Here is a 22,501-nt window from a genome sequence, read left to right on the forward strand (position 1 = left end):
TATTAAAAAATTTTTCTTTCATTAATAAATTTCTCAAAATCATCTTTGGCTTTTTGATTCATTTGTTCGGTAACGTGACTGTATACTTGCTCTGTCACAGCCATTGTTTTATGTCCTAGACGCTCTTGAATAACTTTCATTGGGACGTCACTTTCTAGCAACAGCGTTGCATGTGTATGTCTTAATTTGTGAATGCTCAATGCGTTTTCTTTACCAAGTAGCTTGCCGGTTATTTGTTTCATAGTATTATGAGTAGTGCTTCTTGGAATAGGGTTACCGACTTCATTACAAAACATAAAGTCATATTCAGAATTATATATATCTTCATTTACTATGCGATTAGCATTCTGCAGATATTTAAGTTTTGTAAGTTCTTTAGCTAAATCATCAGTTATATAGATGATTCTATTTTCTTTGTTTTTGGTTGGGTTCCATTTTTTATTCTTTTGATCGTATGATTTTGTGATAGATAAGGTTTTATCTTTGCTATTGTAATCTGACCACAAAAGGGCGTTGGCTTCACCAACACGAATACCAGTCTCTATCATGGTTCTGAACATATAGTATTGATGAATGTCTCGTTTTTTAACCATTTCTAAAAAAGGCTTGATTTTATCTTTAGGTAAATATTGTGCTTTTTGTGGCTCCTTTAAATCTTTATGTTTTAACTCCACACCATCGCATGGATTGAAATGAATGAGCCTATCGTATACAGCACGTTGCAAGGCACGTTTTAAAAATGAATGTGACTTTTTTATAGTTGATTTACTATATCCCTTATCAATTAAGTCGTTAATAAATTGTTGGTGTTTTGATGGTGTGATCGATTTGATTGAAATGTTCCCATAAAATTTTAGTAAACGCTTTTTTGAAAACTTTTCAATCTCAATTGTGCTGTCACTCAACTTGTCATTTCGCCATGTTTCTACATAATAATTCAACCAGTCATTCAGCAAGTAATCTTTAGTTTCTCGCATGCCTTTGTTCATTGAATTTTCAACTTCGATTGCAGCACGTTTTGCTTCTGCTTTTGTATTAAAACCAGACTTAGATATAGAACGTCTAATACCTTTATCGTCTTTATAAAATATGCGGTATCGCCATTTTTTACCTCTTTTTTCAAGTTGCATGATATTCCACTTCCTTTTAAGAACGTATGTTCTGTTTGTTTGTAAAAAATATATAGGGTAGGCGGGCTACCCAGTATATTTAGTTGAATTAAACTAAAATATGATTTACAATGACATTAAGATAACTTGAGAAGGATTAGCTCTGGGTCCCCGAATGGGGGTAGGCGTAAGCTGAGAATTCCTATGACCCTGGGGTTATCTTTTTTTGTTGCTAAAATTTAGATAGTTCTGTTTGCATTTCTTCTTCGGTCATTAATCCAGCATCAACCCATGATTGATATCTTTGAGCCATTTGTTCTTTTTCAGAAATACCATTTTGTATCGCTAAAGAACTTTCGTAAGCTGCTTGAGCAGACCCTTCAGTAACAACACCTTGAGGAATTACCCCATTAGCAACAGCGCTGTTGTATGCTTGAATTTTTTGTTCTTCAGTATAATTGCCGTTAAGAATTTGGTTTAGAGTTTGATTGTCAGTAACGTTAGATACATTCGGCTCATTAGACTGAGCATTGGATAACGTTTGTTCGTTAGTAATTTCTGAAGTAGCTTGATTTTCAGTAGCATTTTGATTATCATTTATTTTTTGAACAGTTTGTTTTTCTGTGTTTACTTTTTTCTTTTCAGTTTTGTCTTTTGTCTTTGACTCTTTTTTAGGTTCTTCTTTCTTCTCTTTTTCATCATTACCACACGCACTTAATACTAAAGCGCTAGCTAATGCAAAGCCTAATAGTTTTTTCATATCCCACACACTCCTATACATTTTTATATATTGTTAACGGCTCGAATCTTATTAGATAATCACCGTGTTTAACCTCTAAACCATGTTTTCTTTTATAATGTTCTAAGCTGTCTTTCACAAAAATTATTGTAACTTCAAAAAAGTCTGCTAGTTCATGAATATTTGAAACTCCGAATTCAAAAGCCTCGATTAAACCCTGTAATGTTACGATATTTTCAAAGGCATAACGTCTGGCTTTTAATTCATATTTAACATTAGAAATATCAGACTGATCAACAATGTTCCCATATGTATATTTGTGATGACCGACTTCTTCTATAAGTGTTTCATATTTTAGTGAAGTTGGTAAATCTCTATCTATTAAAATCACACCATTGTCATAGAAACCTTTGAATTTTCCAGGAAGATTAAAGGTATCATTGATGTCTAATTGGTCATAATGTATTAAAGCCTCTTCGTATTTCCCCATAGAATCATTCCTTTATCTGTCTCTTGATTTTCTAACCATGTCGGCATATTCTCTAATTTTTGCTAATTCTTCTTCTGTATAATCACCGTCTAGGTGAGCAGCAAGTGTATCTTGTTGTGGCTCTTCTTTATCACTTAAGTCTGATATTCCGCTTAATTCATCTAAAGTCACGTTAAAATAATGTGCTAATGCAGAAGCATGAGTAACAGAAGGAGAAGTTAAGCCTTTTTCCCATCTATCGATTGAGGCTTTTGAAAACTTAACTTCGTATTTACTATTAAGTTGGTTTGTTAATTCAACTAAAGATAAGTTTTTATTTTTACGTAAAGTTATAAGGTTTTGGCTGAAATTAGACATTTATCACAGCTCCTTGTTTGTAATTTACAAACTTATTATATAAGTTTGTTCTCATTTATGCAACGTTTAACACAAACTTTTTCTCAAAAATAAGAAAATATTTGTTGACATCTCAAAAATGAGAATGTAGAATAAGTTCTGTAATCTCATAAATGAGACGCAAGGAGGTGCTCAAATGAGTAAAGAACGACATGTAAAATTGAGATTGCTACTTGAAGAGAGAGGTTTGAAACATCAAGAAGTGGCTCAGATGGTGGGCATGAAACCTTCTAAGTTTAGTCAAAAAATTAACAGAAATAAAAGTGACTTTACTTTAAAGGAAGCAAGTTTGATTTGTAACGTTTTAGACATTTCAATGGACGAATATTTTTTTGTACAAGATGTCTCAAAAATGAGAAACGAAGTGCAAGTTTAAAGGAGGAAAATTAATGAACGGAATGCAATCATTGCAAGTTATTGAGCAAAACAATGAGTTCTATGTAGACAGTCGCGAAGTAGCAGAGATGGTAGGTAAGCGACATGCTGATTTAGTAAGAAGTATTGAAAGTTATTTAGAGATTTTAGGTCAAAACGCAAAATTGCGTTCTGATGATTTCTTCATAGAAAGCTCTTACCAAGCAGGAACAGGAAAGCAATATAAACACTATTTACTCACAAGAAAAGGCTGTGACATTGTAGCAAACAAAATGACTGGTTCGAAAGGTGTTTTATTTACAGCAACTTATGTAGACGCATTTCACGAAATGCAGGAACACATAAAAAAACAAGCGCAAATTAACACACCTACAACGCAATTAGAAGCGATTAAAATGTTCGTTCAAATTCAAGAAGAACAACAAGCTTTCAATAAGCGTATCGAAAATGAAGTGACTGGTATCCGTCATATCGTAGGAATCGAAACCAAGAACTGGCGAAACGATACAAACAATATCTTATCTGCAATTGCTAAACATCTAGGTGGTAGAGATATGCATCAAAAAGTAAGAGCAGAAGCATACAAAGGGCTCGAAGAAAAAGGGCGTTGCAATTTAAAAATTCGAATGCAGAACAGAAAAGGCAAAATGTTAGCAAATGGCGCTACTAAAACACAGATTAATAAGCTTTCGAAATTAGATGTTATTAACGATGACCCGAGATTAATCGAAATTTACATTTCGGTAATCAAAAATATGGCAATCAAATACGGGGTAGATATTACTCAATTTGAACTTTAGGAGGAACAAAATGAACTCTAGCGAGAAATTAGCAATTATTCAACAAATTTTAGGTGAAGTGTCTTATGAGATAAGCACGGCTCTAGAAACAGATGAATCTTCCAAATTTGAAAAGGAGATTGAATATAACGGTAAAGATTACACGATAGAACTAACAAGAGAAAGTTACCTAGAAGACACTTTGATTAGCATCAGTAAGCGTCTTGAAAATATAAATTTCGGACACTTTTAAGGAGGTTCAGAGAATGAACATTCAAGAAGCCACAAAGTTGGCAACAAGTAATCTTGTAACTATGACGCGTAAAAAATGGAAAGAAAGTCATCAAGCTGAAGTATTTCCAACAAACGATAGTTTTTTACAATGTGTGCTTTCGGGGAAAAATGGAAAGACTCTCTCCAGGTATTGGCAACCTTCAGCTGACGACTTAATGGCTAATGATTGGGAAGTTATAGTTCCAATTAAAGACTAGGAATAAATGAAGAAATTTTAGAAATGCTATCAATTATACTCTTTAAATCGTTTTTAAATTTATTTTCAAAATAAACGATTGTCATATCGGAGATGCTTACCTGATAAAGAGTGTTGTCGGCAAAAAAGCCATTAAGGAAACCAGCTTTTTTAAGACTCTTTAAGTCATTTTCAACATCTTCGAAATGTAAGTATTGAAAGTATTTCAAATGTATATCTTCAGCATCATCAAAGTTATTACAATGTAATTTGACACTTCCTGATTTAACACACTCTAAGTAGTCTTTATAGAGTACAGATAAAATATATTGTTGATCTTTAGTGAGCATTTCAAAGTTATTTGAAATAAGGTTCATACTCAATCACCTCCTTAAAGGTGATTATATCAGAAAGGAGTGAGTCATATGTTGAACGTACAAATTGATGACAAATTTATCAACGACTTAGTTGACAAAAAAGTTGATGAGATTTTAAAGGTTTACAAGCGCACGTTGGTTGCGGTTGATATGAAGGATTTAGTAGAAATGACAAGACTTAGCGAATCAACATTAACTCAGAAAAAAATAATTTATGAACCTGAAATGGTCGCTGTGACACGGCGCATTGGTACAAGAGTACTCTATAAATATCCAGAAGTACGAGAAGCATTGTCGATTGTTATGGATCGATTAGGAGGTGGTTAAAGTGAAAGTACTAATACCCTGCCTACTCACATTCTCAGTAGCACTCATACTGACAACCGTACTAGCTTTTAGCGGAGTGTACTTCACGACGTTATTGTGGTGGGTGTTGGTTGCGGAGTTAGTGACGTATTTTGGAACTTGCTACGTGTTAAAAGAACTTAAAAAATTGGAGGAATAAAAAATGAACAGAGAAGAATTTCAAGAAAAGGTATTCAAAATAAACAAAGAATTAGAGACGTTACTCACTGAATTTAACGAAGAAAATGGAGAAGCGCCTATGATTATCTTTGCTGCTGGTATTGAAGATGACTACGAAGCCTTTCATTGTGCGTCTGTGGTTTATGGATCGCCTGTAGGTCTTAGCTTACTGTTATCAGATGTAAATGGAGAATTAACAGAAGCTGTAGCGAAAAATATTGACTGACCACTAGCTGCAACTAGCAATCAGTCAAACAATTAAAAAATTAACTAAGGTAAGTATAACACAAAAATTAGGAGTGATTACATGGCAATTTTAGAAGAATTATTGGAAGAGGTTAAGCGCCTCAACAAGAATTTAAAAGCATTAAACACAGAGTTAGATACCGTTGACTCATCTGAAAAGAAAGAAGAGGTAAAAGAAAAGCCTATTGAAAAGGCACCAGCTAAAGCAAAAACTCAAGAAGAACCTACATCCGAATACACGAAAGACTATGTGCTTTCACTTGGCAAAGAATTCCTTAAAAAAGCAGATAACAGTGACAAGTCTGCGTTTAAGGATAAGCTGTCTGAACTCAATGCGTCTAAGCTTTCTACTGTGGAAGCCGAACACTACCCAGACGTCGTGGAGTTTATGAAAGCGAGACTAGAAGCATGAAGCTAGATCACACGAATAGGACTCATGCTAAATTGAGCGCAAGTGGTGCTAAGCAGTGGCTTAACTGCCCGCCTAGTATTAAAGCTAGTGAGGGCATTGGCGATAGAACTTCAAAATTTGCCGAAGAAGGTACGTTCGCGCATGAATTAAGTGAACTGTACTTTAGTAATAAGTACGAAGACTTATCGGATTTTGGATTCAATAAGGCTTTTAAAGCTTGTCAATCCAATGAATACTACAGTGAGGAGCTTCGTGAGTATGTTGAAGAGTACGTTGATTTTGTAGAAGAACGGTACAACGACGCTTTAGCTAGAGATTCAAACGTCGTAACGATGTTCGAGACACGTCTAGATCTAAGTAGTTACGTACCGGAGTCTTTCGGTACTGGGGACGTGATTATCTTTTCAGGCGGAGTGCTTGAGATTATAGATCTTAAGTACGGAAAAGGTGTGGAAGTGTCTGCTATCGAGAATCCACAACTTAGACTTTACGGTCTAGGGGCTTATGAATTGATTAGTTTATTAGAAGACGTACACACGATTCGTATGACGATAGTCCAACCTAGATTGGATAACTTCTCAACAGAAGAATTATCTATTGATGAGTTGATAACGTGGGGCACAGATTATGTTCAGCCTAAAGCTAAATTAGCTTTCAATGGAGATGGAGAATTTAAGGCTGGAGAGCATTGTAGGTTCTGTAAGGTCAGACATACTTGCAGAACAAGAGCGATGTCAATGCTTGATACACCAGATACACCTGCTCACTTATTAAGTGACAGTGAGATAGCTGAGCTGCTTTATAAGATTCCGGACATCAAAAAGTGGGCAGACGATTTAGAATCGTACGCATTAGACCAAATGGTAAACAACGACAAAGCTTATGACGGTTGGAAATTGGTTGAAGGGCGTTCAAGACGAGTTATGACCGATACAAATGCAATTCAAAACATTCTAGAAAAAGAAGGCTATGAAGCAGAACGCATCACAAAAACTGAATTGTTAAGCTTAACAGCCTTAGAAAAACAAGTAGGCAAGAAAGCATTTAACGATTTAGTTGGTGCTTATATAGATAAGCCGAGAGGTAAGTTAACTCTCGCTAAAGAATCAGATAAGAGACCAGCTATCAAGTTAAGTGCAGAAGATGATTTTGACAAAATTTAAAAACAAGGACGGTAATTAATTATGAAAGCTAAACAAAATGGAACTAAAGTGATCACAGGAAAAGTAAGAGCGTCATACGCGCATATCTTTGAACCGCATTCAATGCAGGAAGGTCAAGAACCTAAATATTCAGTTAGCTTAATTATCCCTAAATCGGACACAAGTACGATTAAGGCAATTGAAAAAGCGATTGAAGAAGCAAAAGAACAAGGTGAGATTTCCAAGTTTAATGGAAAGATTCCTGCAAAATTAAAATTACCTCTACGTGATGGAGACACAGAACGTGAAGATGATGAAGTGTATAAAGACGCCTACTTTATCAATGTGTCAAGCAAACAAGCACCAGGTATCATCGACCAAAATAAAATCCGTTTAACGGATCCCGGAGCGGTAGTAAGTGGGGACTACATTCGAGCGTCAATCAATCTGTTTCCGTTCAATACAAATGGCAATAAAGGTATTGCTGCTGGACTTAACAACATTCAATTAGTTGAAAAAGGAGAGCCTTTGGGCGGTGCAAGCAGTGCAGAAGATGATTTTGATGAATTAGACACTGATGATGACGATTTACTGTAATTAACTGAGGGGCATTAAGCCCCTTAACTTTAAAATAAGTGAAGTGATAAGAAATTGAGATACATGAGTATTGACATCGAGACATATAGTAGTACGGATCTATCAAAAAGTGGCGTATATAAGTACATTGAAGCTGAGGATTTTGAGATTTTAATTCTTGCATACTCAATAGATGGCGGGACAGTCAGTGTCATTGACATGACAACGTTAGATAAAGAGCCTTATCATGCTGATTTTGAAACTTTCAAAATTGCATTGTTTGACCCTGATATTAAAAAATATGCGTTCAATGCGAACTTTGAAAGAGTGTGTTTGGCTAAGCATTTTAATAGAGAAATGCCACCTAATGAATGGACGTGCACAATGGTAAATGCTACACGTATAGGCTTGCCTGCATCTTTGGAAAAAGTTGGTCAAGTTTTAAATCTACAAAACCAAAAAGATACTGCAGGTAAGAACCTAATAAAGTACTTTTCAGTACCGTGTAAACCCACCAAAGCCAATGGTGGGAGAAATCGTAACTTGCCACAACATGCGCCGGATAAATGGCAACAATTTATGGATTACTGTATCCGCGATGTTGAGGTTGAGATGACGATTGCTGAAAAGATTAAAGATTTTCCGGTGCCTAAACTAGAACAGGCTTATTGGTCACTCGACCAACGTATTAATGATAGAGGCATTAAGCTATCAAAAGCTTTAATGTTAGGTGCTAATGAACTCGATAGACAGAGTAAAGATGAACTGTTTAAAAAAGCAATTCAAATTACAGGTTTAGAGAACCCTAATAGCCCAACACAACTGCTCGAATGGTTGAATGATGAACAAGGTTTGGACATTCCTAATCTTCAAAAGAAAACCGTTCAAGACTATTTAGAAATTGCGACAGGCAAGGCTAAGCAGATGCTAGAAATTCGATTACAAATGTCTAAGACAAGTGTTAAAAAATACAACAAAATGCATGACATGATGTGTAGTGACGAGCGTGTAAGAGGTTTATTCCAATTTTATGGTGCAGGTACAGGAAGATGGGCTGGACGTGGTGTTCAGTTACAAAACCTTACTAAGCACTATATTAGTGATACTGAATTAGAAATTGCACGCGAACTTATTAAAGACCAAGCATTCGACGATTTAGATCTGTTGCTTGATGTGCACCCTCAAGACTTATTAAGTCAATTAGTCAGAACAACTTTTACAGCTGAAGCGGGTTTTGAGTTAGCAGTCAGTGACTTCTCTGCGATTGAGGCTAGAGTGATTGCTTGGTACGCGAAAGAACAATGGCGTTTAGATGTGTTTAATACACACGGCAAAATTTATGAAGCTTCTGCGTCTCAAATGTTTGGTGTACCAGTTGAGTCGATTACTAAAGGAGACCCTTTAAGACAAAAAGGCAAAGTTTCTGAATTGGCTTTAGGATATCAAGGTGGACCCGGGGCGTTAAAAGCAATGGGTGCTTTAGAAATGGGCATTGAAGAAAGTGAGTTACAAGGCTTAGTAGATAGTTGGCGAAACGCTAACCCTAATATCGTTGACTTTTGGAAAGCTTGCCAAGACGCAGCGATTAACACAGTTAGATCACGCAAGACTCATCATACACATGGACTTAGATTCTACATGAAGAAAGGCTTTTTAATGATTGAATTGCCTAGCGGTCGCTCTCTTGCATACCCAAAAGCTCAATTAAGCGAGAATGAATGGGGCGGGGTAGTCGTTCAATACAGGGGGTTGAACACTAATCGTAAATGGTCAGTCCTTAAAACATACGGTGGTAAGCTAGTCGAGAATATTGTACAAGCAACGGCTAGGGATTTACTAGCAATCTCAATGCTAAGAATTGAGAAAGCGGGCTACAAAATTGTTGGACATGTGCATGATGAAGTAATTGTTGAAGTGCCTAAAAATAGTGATAGCTTGAGAGAAATTGAAATGCTAATGAGTAAGCCGGTTAAATGGGCGGAAGGTTTAAATCTTAATAGTGATGGATTCACGTCTCCGTTTTACATGAAAGATTAGGAGGGAGGTTTCCTATGAGTGCTAAAGAAAGGTTTTACGACACTAAGTGGCTTTTCGAGAACCACTTTAAAGATGATGAAACGAAAGACATGTTAATACGCGATGCCCTTGATTATATTGAGGGGTTAGAAGCGCAAGTAAGAGATTTAGAAATCACTATTGAAGCTATGGATGAGGAGGTGTGAACGTGTTAGACAAAGCTAAACAAGTACAAAAAATCAAATATGATCGTGACATCCAATACGCTTTCGCAAGTAGCAGGCTGGCAACGAATTGGACAAATCACAACATGGCTTGGTCTGACTTTATGCAAAAACTTGCTCGAACGGTTAGGACGAAAGAATCGCTATCAGACTACAACAAGATGTCTAAGACAGAACAATCTGATGTTAAAGACGTTGGGGGTTTTGTAGGGGGCTATTTAAAAGAAGGTAAGCGACGTGCTGGTAAAGTGATGAACCGTTCTATGCTTACGCTCGACCTTGATTATGCAGCACAAGATATGGTGGATATACTATCAATGTTTTATGATTTTGCGTACTGCGTATATTCTACGCATAAGCATAGGGACGTAAGTCCAAGATTACGCTTAGTGATACCTCTGAAGCGTAACGTAAATGCTGATGAGTATGAAGCAGTCGGTCGCAAAGTAGCGGACATGGTTGGTATGGATTATTTTGATGACACAACTTATCAACCACACCGTTTAATGTATTGGCCGTCAACAAGTGCGGACGCTGAATTCTTCTTCACTTATGAAGATTTGCCACTGTTAGATCCAGATAAGATATTAAATGAATATCTTGATTGGACAGATACGCTTGAGTGGCCAACGTCATCAAGAGAAGAAAGTAAAACTAAACGCTTGGCGGATAAGCAAGGTAACCCAGAAGATAAACCGGGTATCGTAGGAGCTTTCTGTCGGGCTTACACCATAGAAGAAGCGATTGAGACCTTCATTTCAGACTTGTATGATTCTCATTCTGCTGATAGATACACATATCATGGTGGTTCAACTGCTGGCGGTTTAGTGTTATACGAGAATGGCAAGTTTGCCTACTCACACCATAACACAGACCCTGTGAGTGGTTTATTAGTGAATAGTTTTGATCTAATACGTATTCACTTATATGGTGCTCAAGATGAAGAGGCTAAAGCTGACACACCAGTTAATAGGCTCCCAAGTTATAAAGCTATGCAACAAAAGGCGCAGACAGACGATAAGGTTAAAAAACAGTTAATCAACGATAGAATGGCGACGGCTGTTGAAGATTTTGAAATGATTGATACTGATGAATCTGATTGGGAAGAGACTTTGGAAATAACGTCAAAAGGGACGTTCAAAGCGAGTATTCCTAATATTGAAATCATTTTACGTAATGACCCTAATGTTAAAGGCAAGATAGCTTTCAATGAATTTACTAAACAAATTGAATGTCTAGGAAAGGTGCCCTGGAAAACTAGCAATAAGACGAGACAATGGCAAGATGGCGATGACAGTAGCTTACGCAGCTACATTGAAAAGATTTACGACATCCACCATTCAGGTAAAACTAAAGACGCTATTGTCAGTGTTGCGTTGCAAAACGCTTACCATCCAGTGCGTGACTATTTAAGCACTTTATCTTGGGACGGGATACCACGTCTAGAGCGCTTGTTCGTTAAGTATTTAGGTGTTGAGGATTCAGAAGTGAATAGAGTGGCTACACGTAAAGCCTTAACTGCAGGTGTAGCACGTGTAATGGAACCTGGTTGTAAGTTTGACTACATGCTTACGTTGTATGGTCCACAAGGAGTTGGGAAGTCCGCCATATTGAAAAAGCTTGGCGGTGCGTGGTTTTCAGATAGCTTAGTTTCTGTAACAGGAAAGGAAGCTTATGAAGCGCTTCAAGGTGTTTGGTTAATGGAAATGGCTGAACTTGCAGCTACGCGTAAAGCAGAAGTAGAGGCAATTAAACACTTTATATCGAAACAAATCGACCGCTTCCGTGTCGCATATGGTCATTATATAGAAGATTTTCCAAGACAATGCATTTTTATAGGAACGACGAACAAAGTAGATTTTTTGAGAGATGAAACAGGTGGGCGTCGGTTCTGGCCAATGACAGTTAATCCTGAAAGAGTCGAAGCTAATTGGTCTAAATTAACCCAAAACGATATAGATCAAATATGGGCAGAGGCTAAGCATTATTATGAAAAAGGCGAAGAACTCTTTTTAAATCCTGAACTGGAAAAACAGATGCGCGAAATTCAAAGTAGCCATACTGAAGATTCACCTTATGTAGGTATTATTGATGAGTTCTTGAAAACTAAAATACCTAGTAATTGGAACGATTTAAGAATTTTTGATCGACGTCGTTTCTATCAAGGAGACGTAGACATGCTACCAATTGGAGAAGTAGATTACGTTGAACGTGATAAAGTGTGCGCTCTTGAGATATTTGTTGAGTGCTTTGGAAAAGATAAGGGCGATAGTCGACAAATGATGGAAGTTAAAAAGATTAATAACGCAATTAGGCAGTTAAGCGATTGGCAAGACTACGAAGGTAATAAGCAAGGCAAATTAAGGTTTGGAAAAGATTACGGTTTACAGAAAGCCTACGTTAAAAAAGAAAAGGATTATGAATTATTATAAAGAAATATTAATTATTATTCGTAATTAGGTGTTACTGCAATGTTATTCGAAGTGTTACTTCTGTAGATTTGGAGTAACAGTAAAAGTGTTAAATTTCTCTAAGAGTGTTACTGATGTTACTGTGTAAATTTACAAATGTAACACCTTGAGTAACACCTCTATCCTGTGGTGCTCTAAGTCTAAAAGGTAAGTGTTACTACTGTTACCTTAAATTTACTTAATATATTAATAATTAAAGATAGGGAGTATATAAGCAATGTAGCAACCCCTAACAGCTTATTAGTATGGAAAAATAAATTTTTGAGTAACACCAGTAACACCTCTATAAATTTTGTATACATTATGCAGGTGAGTGAATGAGAGAAGTTAAGGTAGAAAACTACTTAGCAAAAGAAGTTAAAAAGCAAAACGGTCTATGCTTAAAGTGGGTGTCTCCTGGAACAAGAGGCGTGCCTGACCGGATTGTGATTATGCCTAAAGGGCAGATATATTTTGTAGAACTGAAACAAGTAGAAGGAAAGATAAGCCCTCTACAAAAATATTTTCATAAGCAGCTAGAAATCAGAGACCACAACGTTTACGTTTTATGGTCGAAAAAGCAAGTAGATGAATTTATGGAAGAGGTGTTAAAAGACTAATGGAGTTTAAACCCCATGACTATCAAAAATATTCAATTGACAAATTGATAGAGAATAAAAGATTTGGTCTGTTTTTAGATATGGGTTTAGGTAAAACAGTTTCAACTTTAACCGCTTTTAGCCTTTTAAAGTTATTGGATACTAACAAGATGCTAGTGATAGCACCGCTGAATGTCGCGAAAGATACATGGGCGGATGAAATAAATAAATGGGATCATTTAAAACATTTAAAGGTGTCTAAAATTTTAGGCACTCCCAAGCAAAGGATTGCAGCACTTAATGCTGAAGCAGACATTTATGTGACCAACAAAGAAAATACTAAGTGGCTATGCAATCAATATAAAAAAGAATGGCCGTTTGACATGGTTGTTGTAGATGAGTTATCAACTTTTAAAAATCCATCAAGCCAAAGGTTTAAAGCTTTAAAAAAGAAACTGCCTTTAATCAACCGCTTTGTCGGTTTAACAGGAACTCCAAGTCCAAATAGCCTTTTAGATTTATGGGCACAGGTCTATTTGATTGATTCTGGCGAACGTCTAGACAAGTCTTTCACAAGATTTAGAAAGAGGTTTTTTGTACCTACTCATCAAGTGAGTGATCATGTGTTTAATTGGGACTTACGTGCTGGTGCAGAAGCTGAAATCTATAAGTTGATTGAAGATGTCTGTTTAAGTATGAAAGCACAAGATTATTTGAAAATGCCTGAACGTGTTGATACACAACAAGTTGTGACTTTAAAGCCTAAAGAGAGACGTTTATACAATGAACTTGAAAGACTTTACATTTTAGAGTCGGAAGAAGAAGGTACTGTTGTAGCTCAAAACGGTGCGTCGTTAAGTCAAAAACTATTACAGCTTTCTAATGGTGCAGTGTATACGGATGACGAAGAAGTCAGACACATTCATGACAGAAAGCTAGATAAGCTGGAAGAAATTATTGAAGAAGCTCAAGGACAACCGATTCTGCTGTTTTACAACTTTAAACATGATAAAGACAGAATAGTTAAACGTTTTGATGATGTCGTGACCTTAGATGATAAAGATTACAAATCTAAATGGAATGACGGAAAAGCAAAAATTCTTTTAGCACACCCTGCAAGTGCAGGACACGGTCTTAACCTACAACAAGGCGGACACATTATCGTTTGGTTTGGTCTGACATGGTCGCTTGAGCTTTATCAACAAGCGAATGCAAGGTTGTACCGTCAAGGTCAAAAGCATACTACAATAGTTCATCATATTATGACAGACGACACAATAGACCAGAGAGTGTTTAAAGTTTTGCAAAATAAAAAGCTAGGTCAAGAAGATTTGATGAGAGCAGTCAGAGCGAGAATAGAAGAAGTCAGAAATAAGGAGGGATAACAATGCTTGAGTTGCCTGAAATACACAATGACAGGACTAAAAAGATTGATTATAAAGGACAAACGGTATCTATCGCACAAATTGCTGAAGCAAGTGGTTTTTCGAAAAATACTGTTCGTAAAAAATTGAAACAAGGCGTCGATATTAAAGAAATTATAACCGACACCTATCACAAGAGACTGAAGCTCACCAAAGAGCAGATAAAGAAAAAAGATCGTAAAGCCCTGACGCTTTCAACTATTGAGGAGCGTTTAGCAAACGGCTGGAGTATCGACTTAGCATTGGAGTTGAGCAGTCAGTACGTAGGATCAGTAGACAATATAGTGTTCAAGTCTAAGATTAGAGGCATTGACATTGAAATACCTTATGAAAAAATCTTAGAGCTTGAGATTAAAGGCATAACAACAAGCGTGATAGGTTTACGTGTTTCAAAAGGTATGACACTTGAGGAAGCAATGGCTAAACCTGTAGTTAAAGACATAGATCCATGTGAAGAAACACTAACCGTAAACTGTGAAGAGATAGACGAAATCAATAAAAGAGCTAGCGAAGCAGGTGCACAAAGCTACAGAGAAGAGAGACTACGTAAGTCTAAGCCTCACCTTCAAACAGTACCACAGAAACATAAATTGAGTGATTACGGTAGGTATCTGATGAGCAGACCAGGCATAGCAAGAGTGAAAACAGATTTGTACGGCAATGTTCAGTTTATTTAGAGGAGTGATTAGAATGGAGAAGTTAAAAAAAGGAGACAGGGTGAAAGTAACTTTTGAAAATGGTTTTTTGCTAGGTAAAGTAGTGAATTTGTATCCTGATAAATTTCTCATGAGTGACGATTTAGTAGGCATTACAGCATACGTTCCCTACAAATTAAAATGGGAAAAAATACCGTCTAGTAAAGAGGTTGAAAGCACCGTCGTAAAACCAAAGCATTATATCTTTTCGGATGGAACAGAAGCAAAAACATTTATCAATAAAATTGCAGAACGATATAAGCAAGGCTCAGTTGCTTATCATGTAGGGAATTGTGCCAAATATATCATTAGAGCACCTTTTAAAAATGGTTTAGAAGATTTGAAAAAGGCTCAAGAATCTTTAGGTTTAGCAATAGAATGTTGGTGCGCCAAAGATGAGTAAATACGGACTGCTAAACAGCTATCGTTTGTATAAATCAGATGGAAGTAAATTTTGTTTGGTTATTCCAACCGAAGCCTATTTTAGTGTACTTGGTTATGGTCCGTACTACAAAAAATTTGACGGTGTGTACAAGTGGAGCGAGTTCGAAGTGTTTAAAAAAGAGCACGATGTATACACGAGCGAAGAATTGAGTAAGCAAAAATATGAATAATGAAACATGCACACGTGAACTTAGCGATACTGTAAAACAGCGTTATCGCATTAACACTGTTGGTAAGTCGCCGACAGAATTGCAAAAAGAACTTGAGGCAAAAGGTGTTAACGGCTTTGTAGTAAAAGTACATCACAACAAAGTCAGTATGCTGGTTAATCGTGCTGACGTTAAAAAGAATAGGGAGTGGAACTAATATGCCAAAATTTGAAACACGTTTTTTAGAATCCCCGTACTTAATTTTTGAGCACGAATGGCTGGATGGGGAGAGATATGAGTTCAGAACAGAATCTCCATATATATTAAGTGTTATTCGCAATAGTTACTCTTATGGTGGTGAGCAAGGTTTATTTGAATTAGCTACAGTATTGTCGAATAACTGTGTGTGTGAGCCAATAGGATACCTAAGTGTCCGTGAAGTACTAGAAATTGTAGAATATGAAAATTGTAAAGACGATGAGATTGAAATAATTCGTGAATGGAAAAAGCCAGAAGATATTAACAGAGTCGAACAGAGAGTGCGATTTATACGAAACAAGGCGAAGGAGCTGAACAAAGATGCTACTGAAATTTAGAGTTTGGAATGAAAAGCAAAAGAAAATGTTTAATTATAAGGACATTTTGGAGGTCTACCCTAACAGAAGAGAACTGTTAGTATCAGAACCGTTTATCAATATGGATAAGTCGAGTTTCGGATTGAAATTGTATCGACTTACGTTTGACGAAGTTGACATTATGGCGGCGACAGGGGTTTTTGATGAAAATGATGTAGAAGTTTATGAGGGTGACATAGTGCGATTTAGATATCGTTACGACAAAAGAATTAGTGATGATGGTGTCATAATATGGATGTCAGATAAAGCATGTTTTGGTATTGAATTACTTTATACACATGAGAAATACGAATTACATCAAATTATGAAAGATCATTGTTTAGAATCGCTTTGTAACATATGTGAACATCCACATTTGTTAAAGGAGGACGAGTAACATGGCCAAAATATTAGATGCATGTTGTGGCAGCCGCATGTTCTGGTTTGACAAAAATCATAAATCAACTGTTTTTATGGATAATCGAGAATTTGAAGATGTGCTGTGTGACGGCAGAAAGTTAGAAGTAAAGCCGGATATTGTAGGAGATTTCCGAAACATCCCATTTGATGATGAAAGTTTTTATATGGTCGTGTTTGATCCACCGCATTTGAAAAGCGTTGGAGAAAATTCGTGGCTGGCCAAAAAGTACGGAAAGCTAGAAAATACATGGCCAACTGATATAGCGCAAGGCTTTAATGAGTGTATGCGCGTATTAAAGCCTAATGGCACATTGATTTTCAAGTGGAATGAAGAACAAGTCAAATTGTCAGAAATACTAAAGAATATTAATTACCGGCCATTAATTGGAAACAAACGAAGTAAAACACACTGGTTGGTTTTTATGAAAGGAGAATAATGATGGCCAAAATCAAAGTAAAGAAAAAAGTTAGACTTGAAGAGTTGCTCAAAAAGATAAGATCTCATGAAATTGAAACAAAACATTATCTAGGCTGGTGCGGAACGGATGTGTATCCTGGAGATCTCATAGAAGACTTTGAAATTGCCGACTTTGTTCCTGAAGATACTTTTGAGATTGAAATTGATCAAGAAATTGATGAGGATACTGAGCTGAAAGGTTTAGTTGAAAAAATAAAAAATTGTGTGGGAGATGTGAAGTATGTAAATTGGGAATCACCACAATCCGTTAATAGCTGCATAAAATTTTCAAAAGCTTTGGGAGCGATATCTTTAGCTTTCTATATTGAACAAGACAACAATGAATTGAAGCTCATTTGGAAAGAAGGTGAGTTTGTTGAGTAAAGATTACAAACGCCGAATTGCAGATTTATGCGCAGAACGTGTCAAGTTAGATAGTGAGAATAGTAGATTGCTCAAAACAGTCGCAAAGCTATCTGACGAGCGAGATCGGTTTAAACGAGAAAGAGACGAATTGATTGACGATATTGCTAAAGTGCGAGAGCAACGTGATGAATACAAAAACAAGCTTGAGTATGCAGTCGACTTATTTGTACGGCACATCAAAAAAAGATTTGAGCTAACCAACAATACTAGCTATATAAATATACAGCACAAGCTAAACAAAATTTTAGAGAGTGAAAAGGAGAATGAGAAATGAAAACTTTTAAAATCTTAGTGTCAATTTTATTAGCAAATACAATTTTAAAAGCGTTTAAACAATTAGCTTTAGCACACAAAACGACAGACTACCTGATTAGTACAATGAAAGATGAAAAGGATTTTAAACCAATACAAGAAGCGTGTAAATCTGTTGGAATGACAAAAATTGAAATGCTTCACTTAATGCAAATAATATCTTCAAAAACGGAAGGGGTCTATGATAATGACAAATAAAATAACAGTTGAGCAATTACAAGAATTACTTCTAATTCAAAAAGAATTCGATGACAGAATACCAACGCTGAATTTAGAAGATAGTAAAATCGCCTACATTGTTGAATTTTTTGAGTGGTTCAATACACTTGAGACTTTCAAAAACTGGAAGAAAAATCCAGGTAAACCACTAGAAGTGCAGTTAGATGAGCTGGCAGATATGTTAGCGTTCGGTTTGAGTATAGCGAATCAGAGCGATGTGAGACTTAAGTCTTTAAAAGACGTTATAGATTTAAGTATCTCTAAAGATATAGTTATTGACAAATCAAAATTACTGAACATGTTTTTGGATCCAGAAATTTGCCTTTTTATTCTTGAAGAACATCAAAGAGGATCTGATGAAGAAGAGTGGCTTTACCTTCTTTGCTCATCATTACCGATTGATATCGCCTATCGATTATACTCAATTGACCAACTCATCAATGCGTACAAAAAGAAGATGGAGCGTAATCATGCAAGACAAGACGGGACAGCAGACGTTGAAAAAGGATACGTCTAAGAAAGACATATTAGAGAAAATAAAAGAGGTGTTGAAAAGATGAATCATAAAATTACTTATTCAAATAGTATGTATGACTTGTATTTGTATTTACGTGTTAAAGAATTTGTTGAGCAACTATATCGATTCTTTAAGTACGTATATCAAGTTGTTAGAAAAGCGGTGTTGAAAAATGAGCATTAAAAGAATGCTAAAGACAGCAGAATTACTAATAACAATAATCCTGTTTGTTATGTCGGTATATGAACTGTACATTCGTTTAACAGCTAACGATGAAGTGGATGAGCTGTTTAGTTCGTTAGATCAGATTGATTTAAATGGTATTAGGGCGGAGGTGAGTGAGTAGTGGCGCATGGATTAGGAATGCTTGGCATTATAGTAACATCAACTTTAGCTATACTGTTAATAAATTTGAATACAAACAGAAGAAGTTTAATACATTCTGGGATAGTGATTTTATTGGTAGCAACATTAGTTATCGGCAGCTTAACTGATAACGAACATTTTGCAGTAACAATGCTAATTCTCTTTGCTTATACGGAGATATTTAATTTGAAACGAGAATTAGAACGTAATAAACGTGTAGGCATAAAGGCGCATAGAAAGATTAATAGATTGATTGATACGCTTAAAAGAGGTGACAAGTATGTTTAAAGTTATTTTTAGAAGAGCAGACAGAGTAATCATCGTAATACCGATAACTAAGCAAGTAGGACCTTCACTGGAGCAACAGGCAGAGTTTATTGAGTATTTAGAATCACAACATAAAGCTTACAATATTGTTAAGTATCCACCGAATACAGAAGTAGAGTTTATAAACTAAGTGGAGGTATAAGATGAAGTTAGGTAAAGCAGATATTCCTAAACTTGAAGAGTATTGGATTAATTATAATAATGTCAAAGGTCAATTGGCGTATAGAAGATACGAACTACTGTATCAACCGCAAGACAAGAATATCGGGGGCGGTAAACCTAACTTGCCAAGAAGTCCAGTAGAAAATGAAGTGATTAAACTACATGATGACAACAAGTATCGTAATCTGTCAGCGATAGTGTCAGCTATTGAAGATGTCTACAACAAGGCAACGGCTGAGCAGAAATTTATTATTGAGCATAGATACTGGGAGAGAGACCTTACAGTTTATGAATGGGTAGACATTGCTCATGAACTTACAAAGCAACGTGATGATGATAAGATTATCAGCAGAGATGCAGTACTTAGATTACGTAATAAAATTATGAGAGATACAGCTAAACGTATTGGATGGGTTAGCTTTGACTAAGCGCACTTCTGACATACTGTAAGTGCGGTTGTAATCTATGTATTATGTTAGTATACATTATTACCCAATGTATCTTTTAAATCCGTGCATTTCAAACTCCAGTTAGACATCGTACATTAGTTTGTGCGGTGTCTTTTTAATGCGTATGAAAGGAGTAGGAGTGGAATGATAGCCGCTTCATATTGCTATGACTAAGCATAACAATGTATATAAGAATGGACGATACACATATGAACATGATTGGTTCTATCGATCTAAGGCATGGAGAAAGGTTCGTGAGATTGCTTTAGATAGAGATAACTATTTATGTCAAAAATGTTTAGAAGGTGGAAAGATAAGTGATGCTAAGATTGTTCATCACATTATTTATTTAGATCACGATTTTGATAAAGCACTGGATTTAGATAACTTAGTATCTGTTTGTCAAAAATGCCATAACCAAATACATGCAAATGATTCGAACGATGACGAAAATAAAAACACAAAGGTTCGTATTTTGAAAGTGTGAAGTGACAGGATGCGAAAGATACCCCCCCTACCATCATTGGTATATAAACATTTTATTGGGAGCGGTGCGGGTCCATTCGTTTGCAATCACGAACCATTTTCATGAAAGGGGGGTAAATCCTATGAAGATAACAAAAAAACAATTGATTAGCTATGTGGATGATTATCAAAAGTCAGACGATCTGTTGATAAATCTTTATATCGACACTTACGAATTTTATTGCAGGTTACGAGACGAATTGAAAAAGTCAGATTTAATGATTGAACACACCAACAAAGCGGGCGCAAGTAATACTGTTAAAAATCCGTTAAGTATCGAACTAACAAAAACTGTACAGGTTCTTAATAACTTGCTTAGATCTCTCGGACTTACTGCTGCACAACGTGAAAAAGTAGTTCAACAGGATGATGGTTTTGGTGACTATTAAAATTTTAAATGAGCCGTCGCCTAAATTGTTAACAACATGGTATGCAGAACAAGTTGTTCAAGGGAAAATGATAGCAAGTAAGTATGTAACGAAAGAGTGTGAAAGACACTTAAAATACTTGGAAAATGGTGGTAAGTGGGTTTTTGATGAAGAATTAGCACATAGACCTATCAGATTTATAGAGAAATTTTGTAAACCTTCCAAAGGTGATTTTCAAAATTTAGTACTACAACCTTGGCAACATTTTATAATAGGAAGCCTGTTTGGTTGGGTGCATAAAGAAACTCGAATTAGGCGTTTTAAAGAAGCTTTAATTTTTATGGGGCGTAAAAATGGTAAAACGACGATGATTTCAGGAGTTTCTAACTATGGAGTGTCACAAGATGGCGAAAATGGTGCGGAAGTTCATTTGTTAGCTAATGTAATGCGACAGGCTAGAATATTATTTGATGAATCAAAAGCAATGATCCAATCTAGCCCTAAACTTCAAGCAAACTTTAGGACTTTGAGGGATGAAATTCGTTATGATAAAACATTTTCGAAGATAATGCCACAAGCATCCGATAGCGAGAAGTTAGATGGCTTAAACACTCATATGGGTGTATTTGATGAAATCCATGAATTTAAAGATTATAAGTTAATAAATGTCATTAAAAACTCTCGAGCTGCACGGAAACAACCCTTGTTAATATATATTACTACTGCTGGAACTGTTCTCGATGGTCCCTTAATCAGCATGGTTGAAGCAGGAAGAGATGTACTAGACGGTGCAGTTGAAGATGAACGTACATTTTACTTTTTAGCCTCTTTAGATGATTCGGATGATATAAATGATTCTAGAAATTGGGTTAAAGCAAATCCAAATCTAGGAGTATCAATTAATTTAGAGGAAATGAAAGAAGAATGGGAAAAAGCAAAGCGAGTACCTGCGGAACGAAGTGATTTCGTCACAAAACGATTTAATATTTTTGTTAATAATGATGAAATGGGTTTTATCGATTACGACACTTTGAAAAAGAATAACGATGTGATTTCTCTTGACGAATTAATAGGTAAGCCATGTACGATTGGATATGATTTATCGGAAACAGAAGACTTCACTGCTGCAGTTGCAACGTTTGCTTTAAACGATGGTAGGATAGCAGTACTTTCACATTCGTGGATACCTAAACACAAGGTAGACCTTTCGAATGAACGAATACCATATAGAGAGTGGGAAGAAGATGGTTATTTAACCATTCAAGACAAACCATATATTGATCATCAAGATGTTTTTGATTGGATTGTACAAATTAACCAACATCACCCAGTAGAGAAAATATGTTATGACCGTGCTAATGCTTATAAATTAAATCAAGAATTAAAAAATCATGGGTTTACAACAGAAGAAACAAGGCAAGGCTCACTGACATTAAGTCCTGCGTTAAAAGATTTAAAAGAAATGTTTTTAGATGGAAAAGTCGTGTTCAATAATAATCCGTTAATGAAGTGGTATATCAACAATGTTCACTTGAAAAAAGACCGAAACGGTAACTGGTTGCCATCCAAACAAGGAAGGTACCGTAAAATTGATGGATTTGCTGCATTACTAAACACGTACACTGATATTATGCATAAAATCGTAAATGACACTTCGAAAAACAGTATCGAATTTATTAGTATCAAAGATTTAAGAAGTTAGG

At 35.9% G+C, this 22,501-nt stretch carries 38 protein-coding genes; 33 read left to right on the forward strand and 5 right to left on the reverse strand.

The window, feature by feature from the left end; all coding sequences use genetic code 11:
* Window positions 1-2 precede the first annotated feature (2 nt).
* From NXS11_RS05435 to NXS11_RS05450, 4 genes are all read right to left on the reverse strand, one after another.
* Window positions 3-1,130: a site-specific integrase gene (locus NXS11_RS05435; RefSeq protein WP_259199633.1), complete on the reverse strand. Its 1,128-nt coding sequence runs from the start codon at window positions 1,128-1,130 to the stop codon at window positions 3-5.
* Between the two features lie 211 nt (window positions 1,131-1,341).
* On the reverse strand, window positions 1,342-1,869 hold the full coding sequence (locus NXS11_RS05440; RefSeq protein ID WP_259199634.1) for a hypothetical protein: 528 nt from the start codon (window positions 1,867-1,869) through the stop codon (window positions 1,342-1,344).
* 13 nt (window positions 1,870-1,882) lie between these two features.
* Window positions 1,883-2,338, reverse strand: a complete 456-nt coding sequence (locus NXS11_RS05445; RefSeq protein ID WP_259199635.1) for an ImmA/IrrE family metallo-endopeptidase — start codon at window positions 2,336-2,338, stop codon at window positions 1,883-1,885.
* A 12-nt stretch (window positions 2,339-2,350) separates the two neighbouring features.
* Entirely contained in the window at window positions 2,351-2,695 is a 345-nt protein-coding gene (locus tag NXS11_RS05450; RefSeq protein WP_259199637.1) for a helix-turn-helix domain-containing protein, read from the reverse strand.
* Window positions 2,696-2,870: 175 nt separating this feature from the next.
* Between NXS11_RS05450 and NXS11_RS05455 the strand changes: the two genes are divergently transcribed.
* From NXS11_RS05455 to NXS11_RS05470, 4 genes are read left to right on the forward strand one after another with little or no spacing between them, the layout of a single operon-like run.
* Window positions 2,871-3,110, forward strand: coding sequence for a helix-turn-helix domain-containing protein (locus tag NXS11_RS05455; RefSeq protein ID WP_259199639.1), 240 nt, complete (start codon window positions 2,871-2,873; stop codon window positions 3,108-3,110).
* Between the two features lie 22 nt (window positions 3,111-3,132).
* A complete protein-coding gene (locus tag NXS11_RS05460) occupies window positions 3,133-3,909 on the forward strand; it encodes a Rha family transcriptional regulator (protein WP_259199716.1) in 777 nt (258 codons plus the stop codon).
* A 10-nt stretch (window positions 3,910-3,919) separates the two neighbouring features.
* Window positions 3,920-4,141, forward strand: a complete 222-nt coding sequence (locus tag NXS11_RS05465) for a hypothetical protein (RefSeq protein ID WP_259199640.1) — start codon at window positions 3,920-3,922, stop codon at window positions 4,139-4,141.
* 13 nt (window positions 4,142-4,154) lie between these two features.
* A complete protein-coding gene (locus tag NXS11_RS05470) occupies window positions 4,155-4,379 on the forward strand; it encodes a Thoeris anti-defense Tad2 family protein (RefSeq protein WP_259199642.1) in 225 nt (74 codons plus the stop codon).
* Here NXS11_RS05470 and NXS11_RS05475 read toward each other — a convergent pair.
* Entirely contained in the window at window positions 4,369-4,734 is a 366-nt protein-coding gene (locus NXS11_RS05475; RefSeq protein ID WP_259199643.1) for a hypothetical protein, read from the reverse strand. The two genes, NXS11_RS05470 and NXS11_RS05475, sit on opposite strands and share 11 nt — an antisense overlap.
* A 48-nt stretch (window positions 4,735-4,782) precedes the next feature.
* Between NXS11_RS05475 and NXS11_RS05480 the strand changes: the two genes are divergently transcribed.
* The 29 genes from NXS11_RS05480 (at window position 4,783) to NXS11_RS05620 (ending at window position 22,500) form a co-directional block, all read left to right on the forward strand.
* Window positions 4,783-5,061 (forward strand): hypothetical protein, encoded by a 279-nt coding sequence (locus NXS11_RS05480; RefSeq protein WP_259199644.1) that lies wholly within the window; start codon window positions 4,783-4,785, stop codon window positions 5,059-5,061.
* A 1-nt stretch (window position 5,062) separates the two neighbouring features.
* Complete coding sequence (locus tag NXS11_RS05485) at window positions 5,063-5,239, forward strand: hypothetical protein (RefSeq protein ID WP_259199645.1); 177 nt, start codon at window positions 5,063-5,065, stop codon at window positions 5,237-5,239.
* A gap of 3 nt (window positions 5,240-5,242) precedes the next feature.
* Window positions 5,243-5,485, forward strand: coding sequence for a hypothetical protein (locus NXS11_RS05490; protein ID WP_259199647.1), 243 nt, complete (start codon window positions 5,243-5,245; stop codon window positions 5,483-5,485).
* Window positions 5,486-5,566: 81 nt separating this feature from the next.
* Window positions 5,567-5,917: a hypothetical protein gene (locus NXS11_RS05495; protein WP_259199648.1), complete on the forward strand. Its 351-nt coding sequence runs from the start codon at window positions 5,567-5,569 to the stop codon at window positions 5,915-5,917.
* Window positions 5,914-7,080: a DUF2800 domain-containing protein gene (locus tag NXS11_RS05500; protein WP_259199650.1), complete on the forward strand. Its 1,167-nt coding sequence runs from the start codon at window positions 5,914-5,916 to the stop codon at window positions 7,078-7,080. The genes NXS11_RS05495 and NXS11_RS05500 overlap by 4 nt, the downstream gene beginning before the upstream one ends.
* 21 nt (window positions 7,081-7,101) lie before the next feature.
* Complete coding sequence (locus tag NXS11_RS05505) at window positions 7,102-7,656, forward strand: DUF2815 family protein (RefSeq protein ID WP_259199652.1); 555 nt, start codon at window positions 7,102-7,104, stop codon at window positions 7,654-7,656.
* A 63-nt stretch (window positions 7,657-7,719) separates the two neighbouring features.
* Window positions 7,720-9,672, forward strand: a complete 1,953-nt coding sequence (locus tag NXS11_RS05510; protein ID WP_259199655.1) for a DNA polymerase — start codon at window positions 7,720-7,722, stop codon at window positions 9,670-9,672.
* 14 nt (window positions 9,673-9,686) lie between these two features.
* Window positions 9,687-9,857 (forward strand): basic helix-loop-helix domain-containing protein, encoded by a 171-nt coding sequence (locus NXS11_RS05515; protein WP_259199656.1) that lies wholly within the window; start codon window positions 9,687-9,689, stop codon window positions 9,855-9,857.
* A 2-nt stretch (window positions 9,858-9,859) separates the two neighbouring features.
* Window positions 9,860-12,307, forward strand: a complete 2,448-nt coding sequence (locus NXS11_RS05520) for a virulence-associated E family protein (protein WP_259199657.1) — start codon at window positions 9,860-9,862, stop codon at window positions 12,305-12,307.
* Between the two features lie 356 nt (window positions 12,308-12,663).
* Window positions 12,664-12,945 (forward strand): PDDEXK family nuclease, encoded by a 282-nt coding sequence (locus NXS11_RS05525; RefSeq protein ID WP_259199659.1) that lies wholly within the window; start codon window positions 12,664-12,666, stop codon window positions 12,943-12,945.
* On the forward strand, window positions 12,945-14,309 hold the full coding sequence (locus NXS11_RS05530) for a DEAD/DEAH box helicase (protein ID WP_259199660.1): 1,365 nt from the start codon (window positions 12,945-12,947) through the stop codon (window positions 14,307-14,309). Before NXS11_RS05525 ends, NXS11_RS05530 begins: the two co-directional genes overlap by 1 nt.
* A 2-nt stretch (window positions 14,310-14,311) precedes the next feature.
* Window positions 14,312-15,025, forward strand: coding sequence for an SA1788 family PVL leukocidin-associated protein (locus NXS11_RS05535; protein ID WP_259199662.1), 714 nt, complete (start codon window positions 14,312-14,314; stop codon window positions 15,023-15,025).
* Between the two features lie 13 nt (window positions 15,026-15,038).
* Window positions 15,039-15,446, forward strand: coding sequence for a DUF3310 domain-containing protein (locus NXS11_RS05540; RefSeq protein WP_259199663.1), 408 nt, complete (start codon window positions 15,039-15,041; stop codon window positions 15,444-15,446).
* On the forward strand, window positions 15,439-15,657 hold the full coding sequence (locus tag NXS11_RS05545; protein WP_259199665.1) for a DUF3269 family protein: 219 nt from the start codon (window positions 15,439-15,441) through the stop codon (window positions 15,655-15,657). Before NXS11_RS05540 ends, NXS11_RS05545 begins: the two co-directional genes overlap by 8 nt.
* On the forward strand, window positions 15,650-15,853 hold the full coding sequence (locus NXS11_RS05550) for a hypothetical protein (RefSeq protein WP_259199666.1): 204 nt from the start codon (window positions 15,650-15,652) through the stop codon (window positions 15,851-15,853). The genes NXS11_RS05545 and NXS11_RS05550 overlap by 8 nt, the downstream gene beginning before the upstream one ends.
* A 1-nt stretch (window position 15,854) precedes the next feature.
* Entirely contained in the window at window positions 15,855-16,232 is a 378-nt protein-coding gene (locus tag NXS11_RS05555; RefSeq protein WP_259199667.1) for a hypothetical protein, read from the forward strand.
* 25 nt (window positions 16,233-16,257) lie between these two features.
* Complete coding sequence (locus NXS11_RS05560) at window positions 16,258-16,647, forward strand: YopX family protein (RefSeq protein WP_259199717.1); 390 nt, start codon at window positions 16,258-16,260, stop codon at window positions 16,645-16,647.
* A gap of 1 nt (window position 16,648) precedes the next feature.
* On the forward strand, window positions 16,649-17,107 hold the full coding sequence (locus NXS11_RS05565) for a class I SAM-dependent methyltransferase (protein ID WP_259199669.1): 459 nt from the start codon (window positions 16,649-16,651) through the stop codon (window positions 17,105-17,107).
* A 2-nt stretch (window positions 17,108-17,109) separates the two neighbouring features.
* Window positions 17,110-17,511 carry a hypothetical protein gene (locus NXS11_RS05570; protein WP_259199670.1) on the forward strand — a complete coding sequence of 134 codons (402 nt, stop codon included), beginning with the start codon at window positions 17,110-17,112 and terminating at the stop codon, window positions 17,509-17,511.
* The gene (locus NXS11_RS05575) at window positions 17,504-17,827 is read left to right on the forward strand and encodes a hypothetical protein (protein ID WP_259199671.1); all 324 of its coding nucleotides are present in this window, start codon (window positions 17,504-17,506) and stop codon (window positions 17,825-17,827) included. Before NXS11_RS05570 ends, NXS11_RS05575 begins: the two co-directional genes overlap by 8 nt.
* Entirely contained in the window at window positions 17,824-18,063 is a 240-nt protein-coding gene (locus tag NXS11_RS05580) for a hypothetical protein (RefSeq protein WP_259199672.1), read from the forward strand. Before NXS11_RS05575 ends, NXS11_RS05580 begins: the two co-directional genes overlap by 4 nt.
* The gene (locus NXS11_RS05585; protein WP_259199673.1) at window positions 18,053-18,601 is read left to right on the forward strand and encodes a dUTPase; all 549 of its coding nucleotides are present in this window, start codon (window positions 18,053-18,055) and stop codon (window positions 18,599-18,601) included. Before NXS11_RS05580 ends, NXS11_RS05585 begins: the two co-directional genes overlap by 11 nt.
* Before the next feature lie 39 nt (window positions 18,602-18,640).
* On the forward strand, window positions 18,641-18,784 hold the full coding sequence (locus NXS11_RS05590) for a hypothetical protein (RefSeq protein ID WP_259199674.1): 144 nt from the start codon (window positions 18,641-18,643) through the stop codon (window positions 18,782-18,784).
* A gap of 162 nt (window positions 18,785-18,946) precedes the next feature.
* Window positions 18,947-19,255 (forward strand): hypothetical protein, encoded by a 309-nt coding sequence (locus NXS11_RS05595; protein ID WP_259199675.1) that lies wholly within the window; start codon window positions 18,947-18,949, stop codon window positions 19,253-19,255.
* Window positions 19,248-19,424, forward strand: coding sequence for a hypothetical protein (locus NXS11_RS05600; RefSeq protein WP_259199677.1), 177 nt, complete (start codon window positions 19,248-19,250; stop codon window positions 19,422-19,424). Before NXS11_RS05595 ends, NXS11_RS05600 begins: the two co-directional genes overlap by 8 nt.
* Before the next feature lie 13 nt (window positions 19,425-19,437).
* Entirely contained in the window at window positions 19,438-19,884 is a 447-nt protein-coding gene (locus tag NXS11_RS05605) for a DUF722 domain-containing protein (RefSeq protein ID WP_259199678.1), read from the forward strand.
* Between the two features lie 187 nt (window positions 19,885-20,071).
* Window positions 20,072-20,392, forward strand: coding sequence for an HNH endonuclease (locus NXS11_RS05610; RefSeq protein WP_259199681.1), 321 nt, complete (start codon window positions 20,072-20,074; stop codon window positions 20,390-20,392).
* 121 nt (window positions 20,393-20,513) lie between these two features.
* The gene (locus tag NXS11_RS05615; protein WP_259199682.1) at window positions 20,514-20,819 is read left to right on the forward strand and encodes a P27 family phage terminase small subunit; all 306 of its coding nucleotides are present in this window, start codon (window positions 20,514-20,516) and stop codon (window positions 20,817-20,819) included.
* The gene (locus NXS11_RS05620; RefSeq protein WP_259199683.1) at window positions 20,809-22,500 is read left to right on the forward strand and encodes a terminase large subunit; all 1,692 of its coding nucleotides are present in this window, start codon (window positions 20,809-20,811) and stop codon (window positions 22,498-22,500) included. The genes NXS11_RS05615 and NXS11_RS05620 overlap by 11 nt, the downstream gene beginning before the upstream one ends.
* The last annotated feature ends 1 nt before the right edge of the window (window position 22,501 follow it).

The sequence above is a fragment of the Staphylococcus americanisciuri genome (genome assembly GCF_024814435.1).
GTDB classification, from domain to species: Bacteria; Bacillota; Bacilli; order Staphylococcales; family Staphylococcaceae; genus Staphylococcus; species Staphylococcus americanisciuri.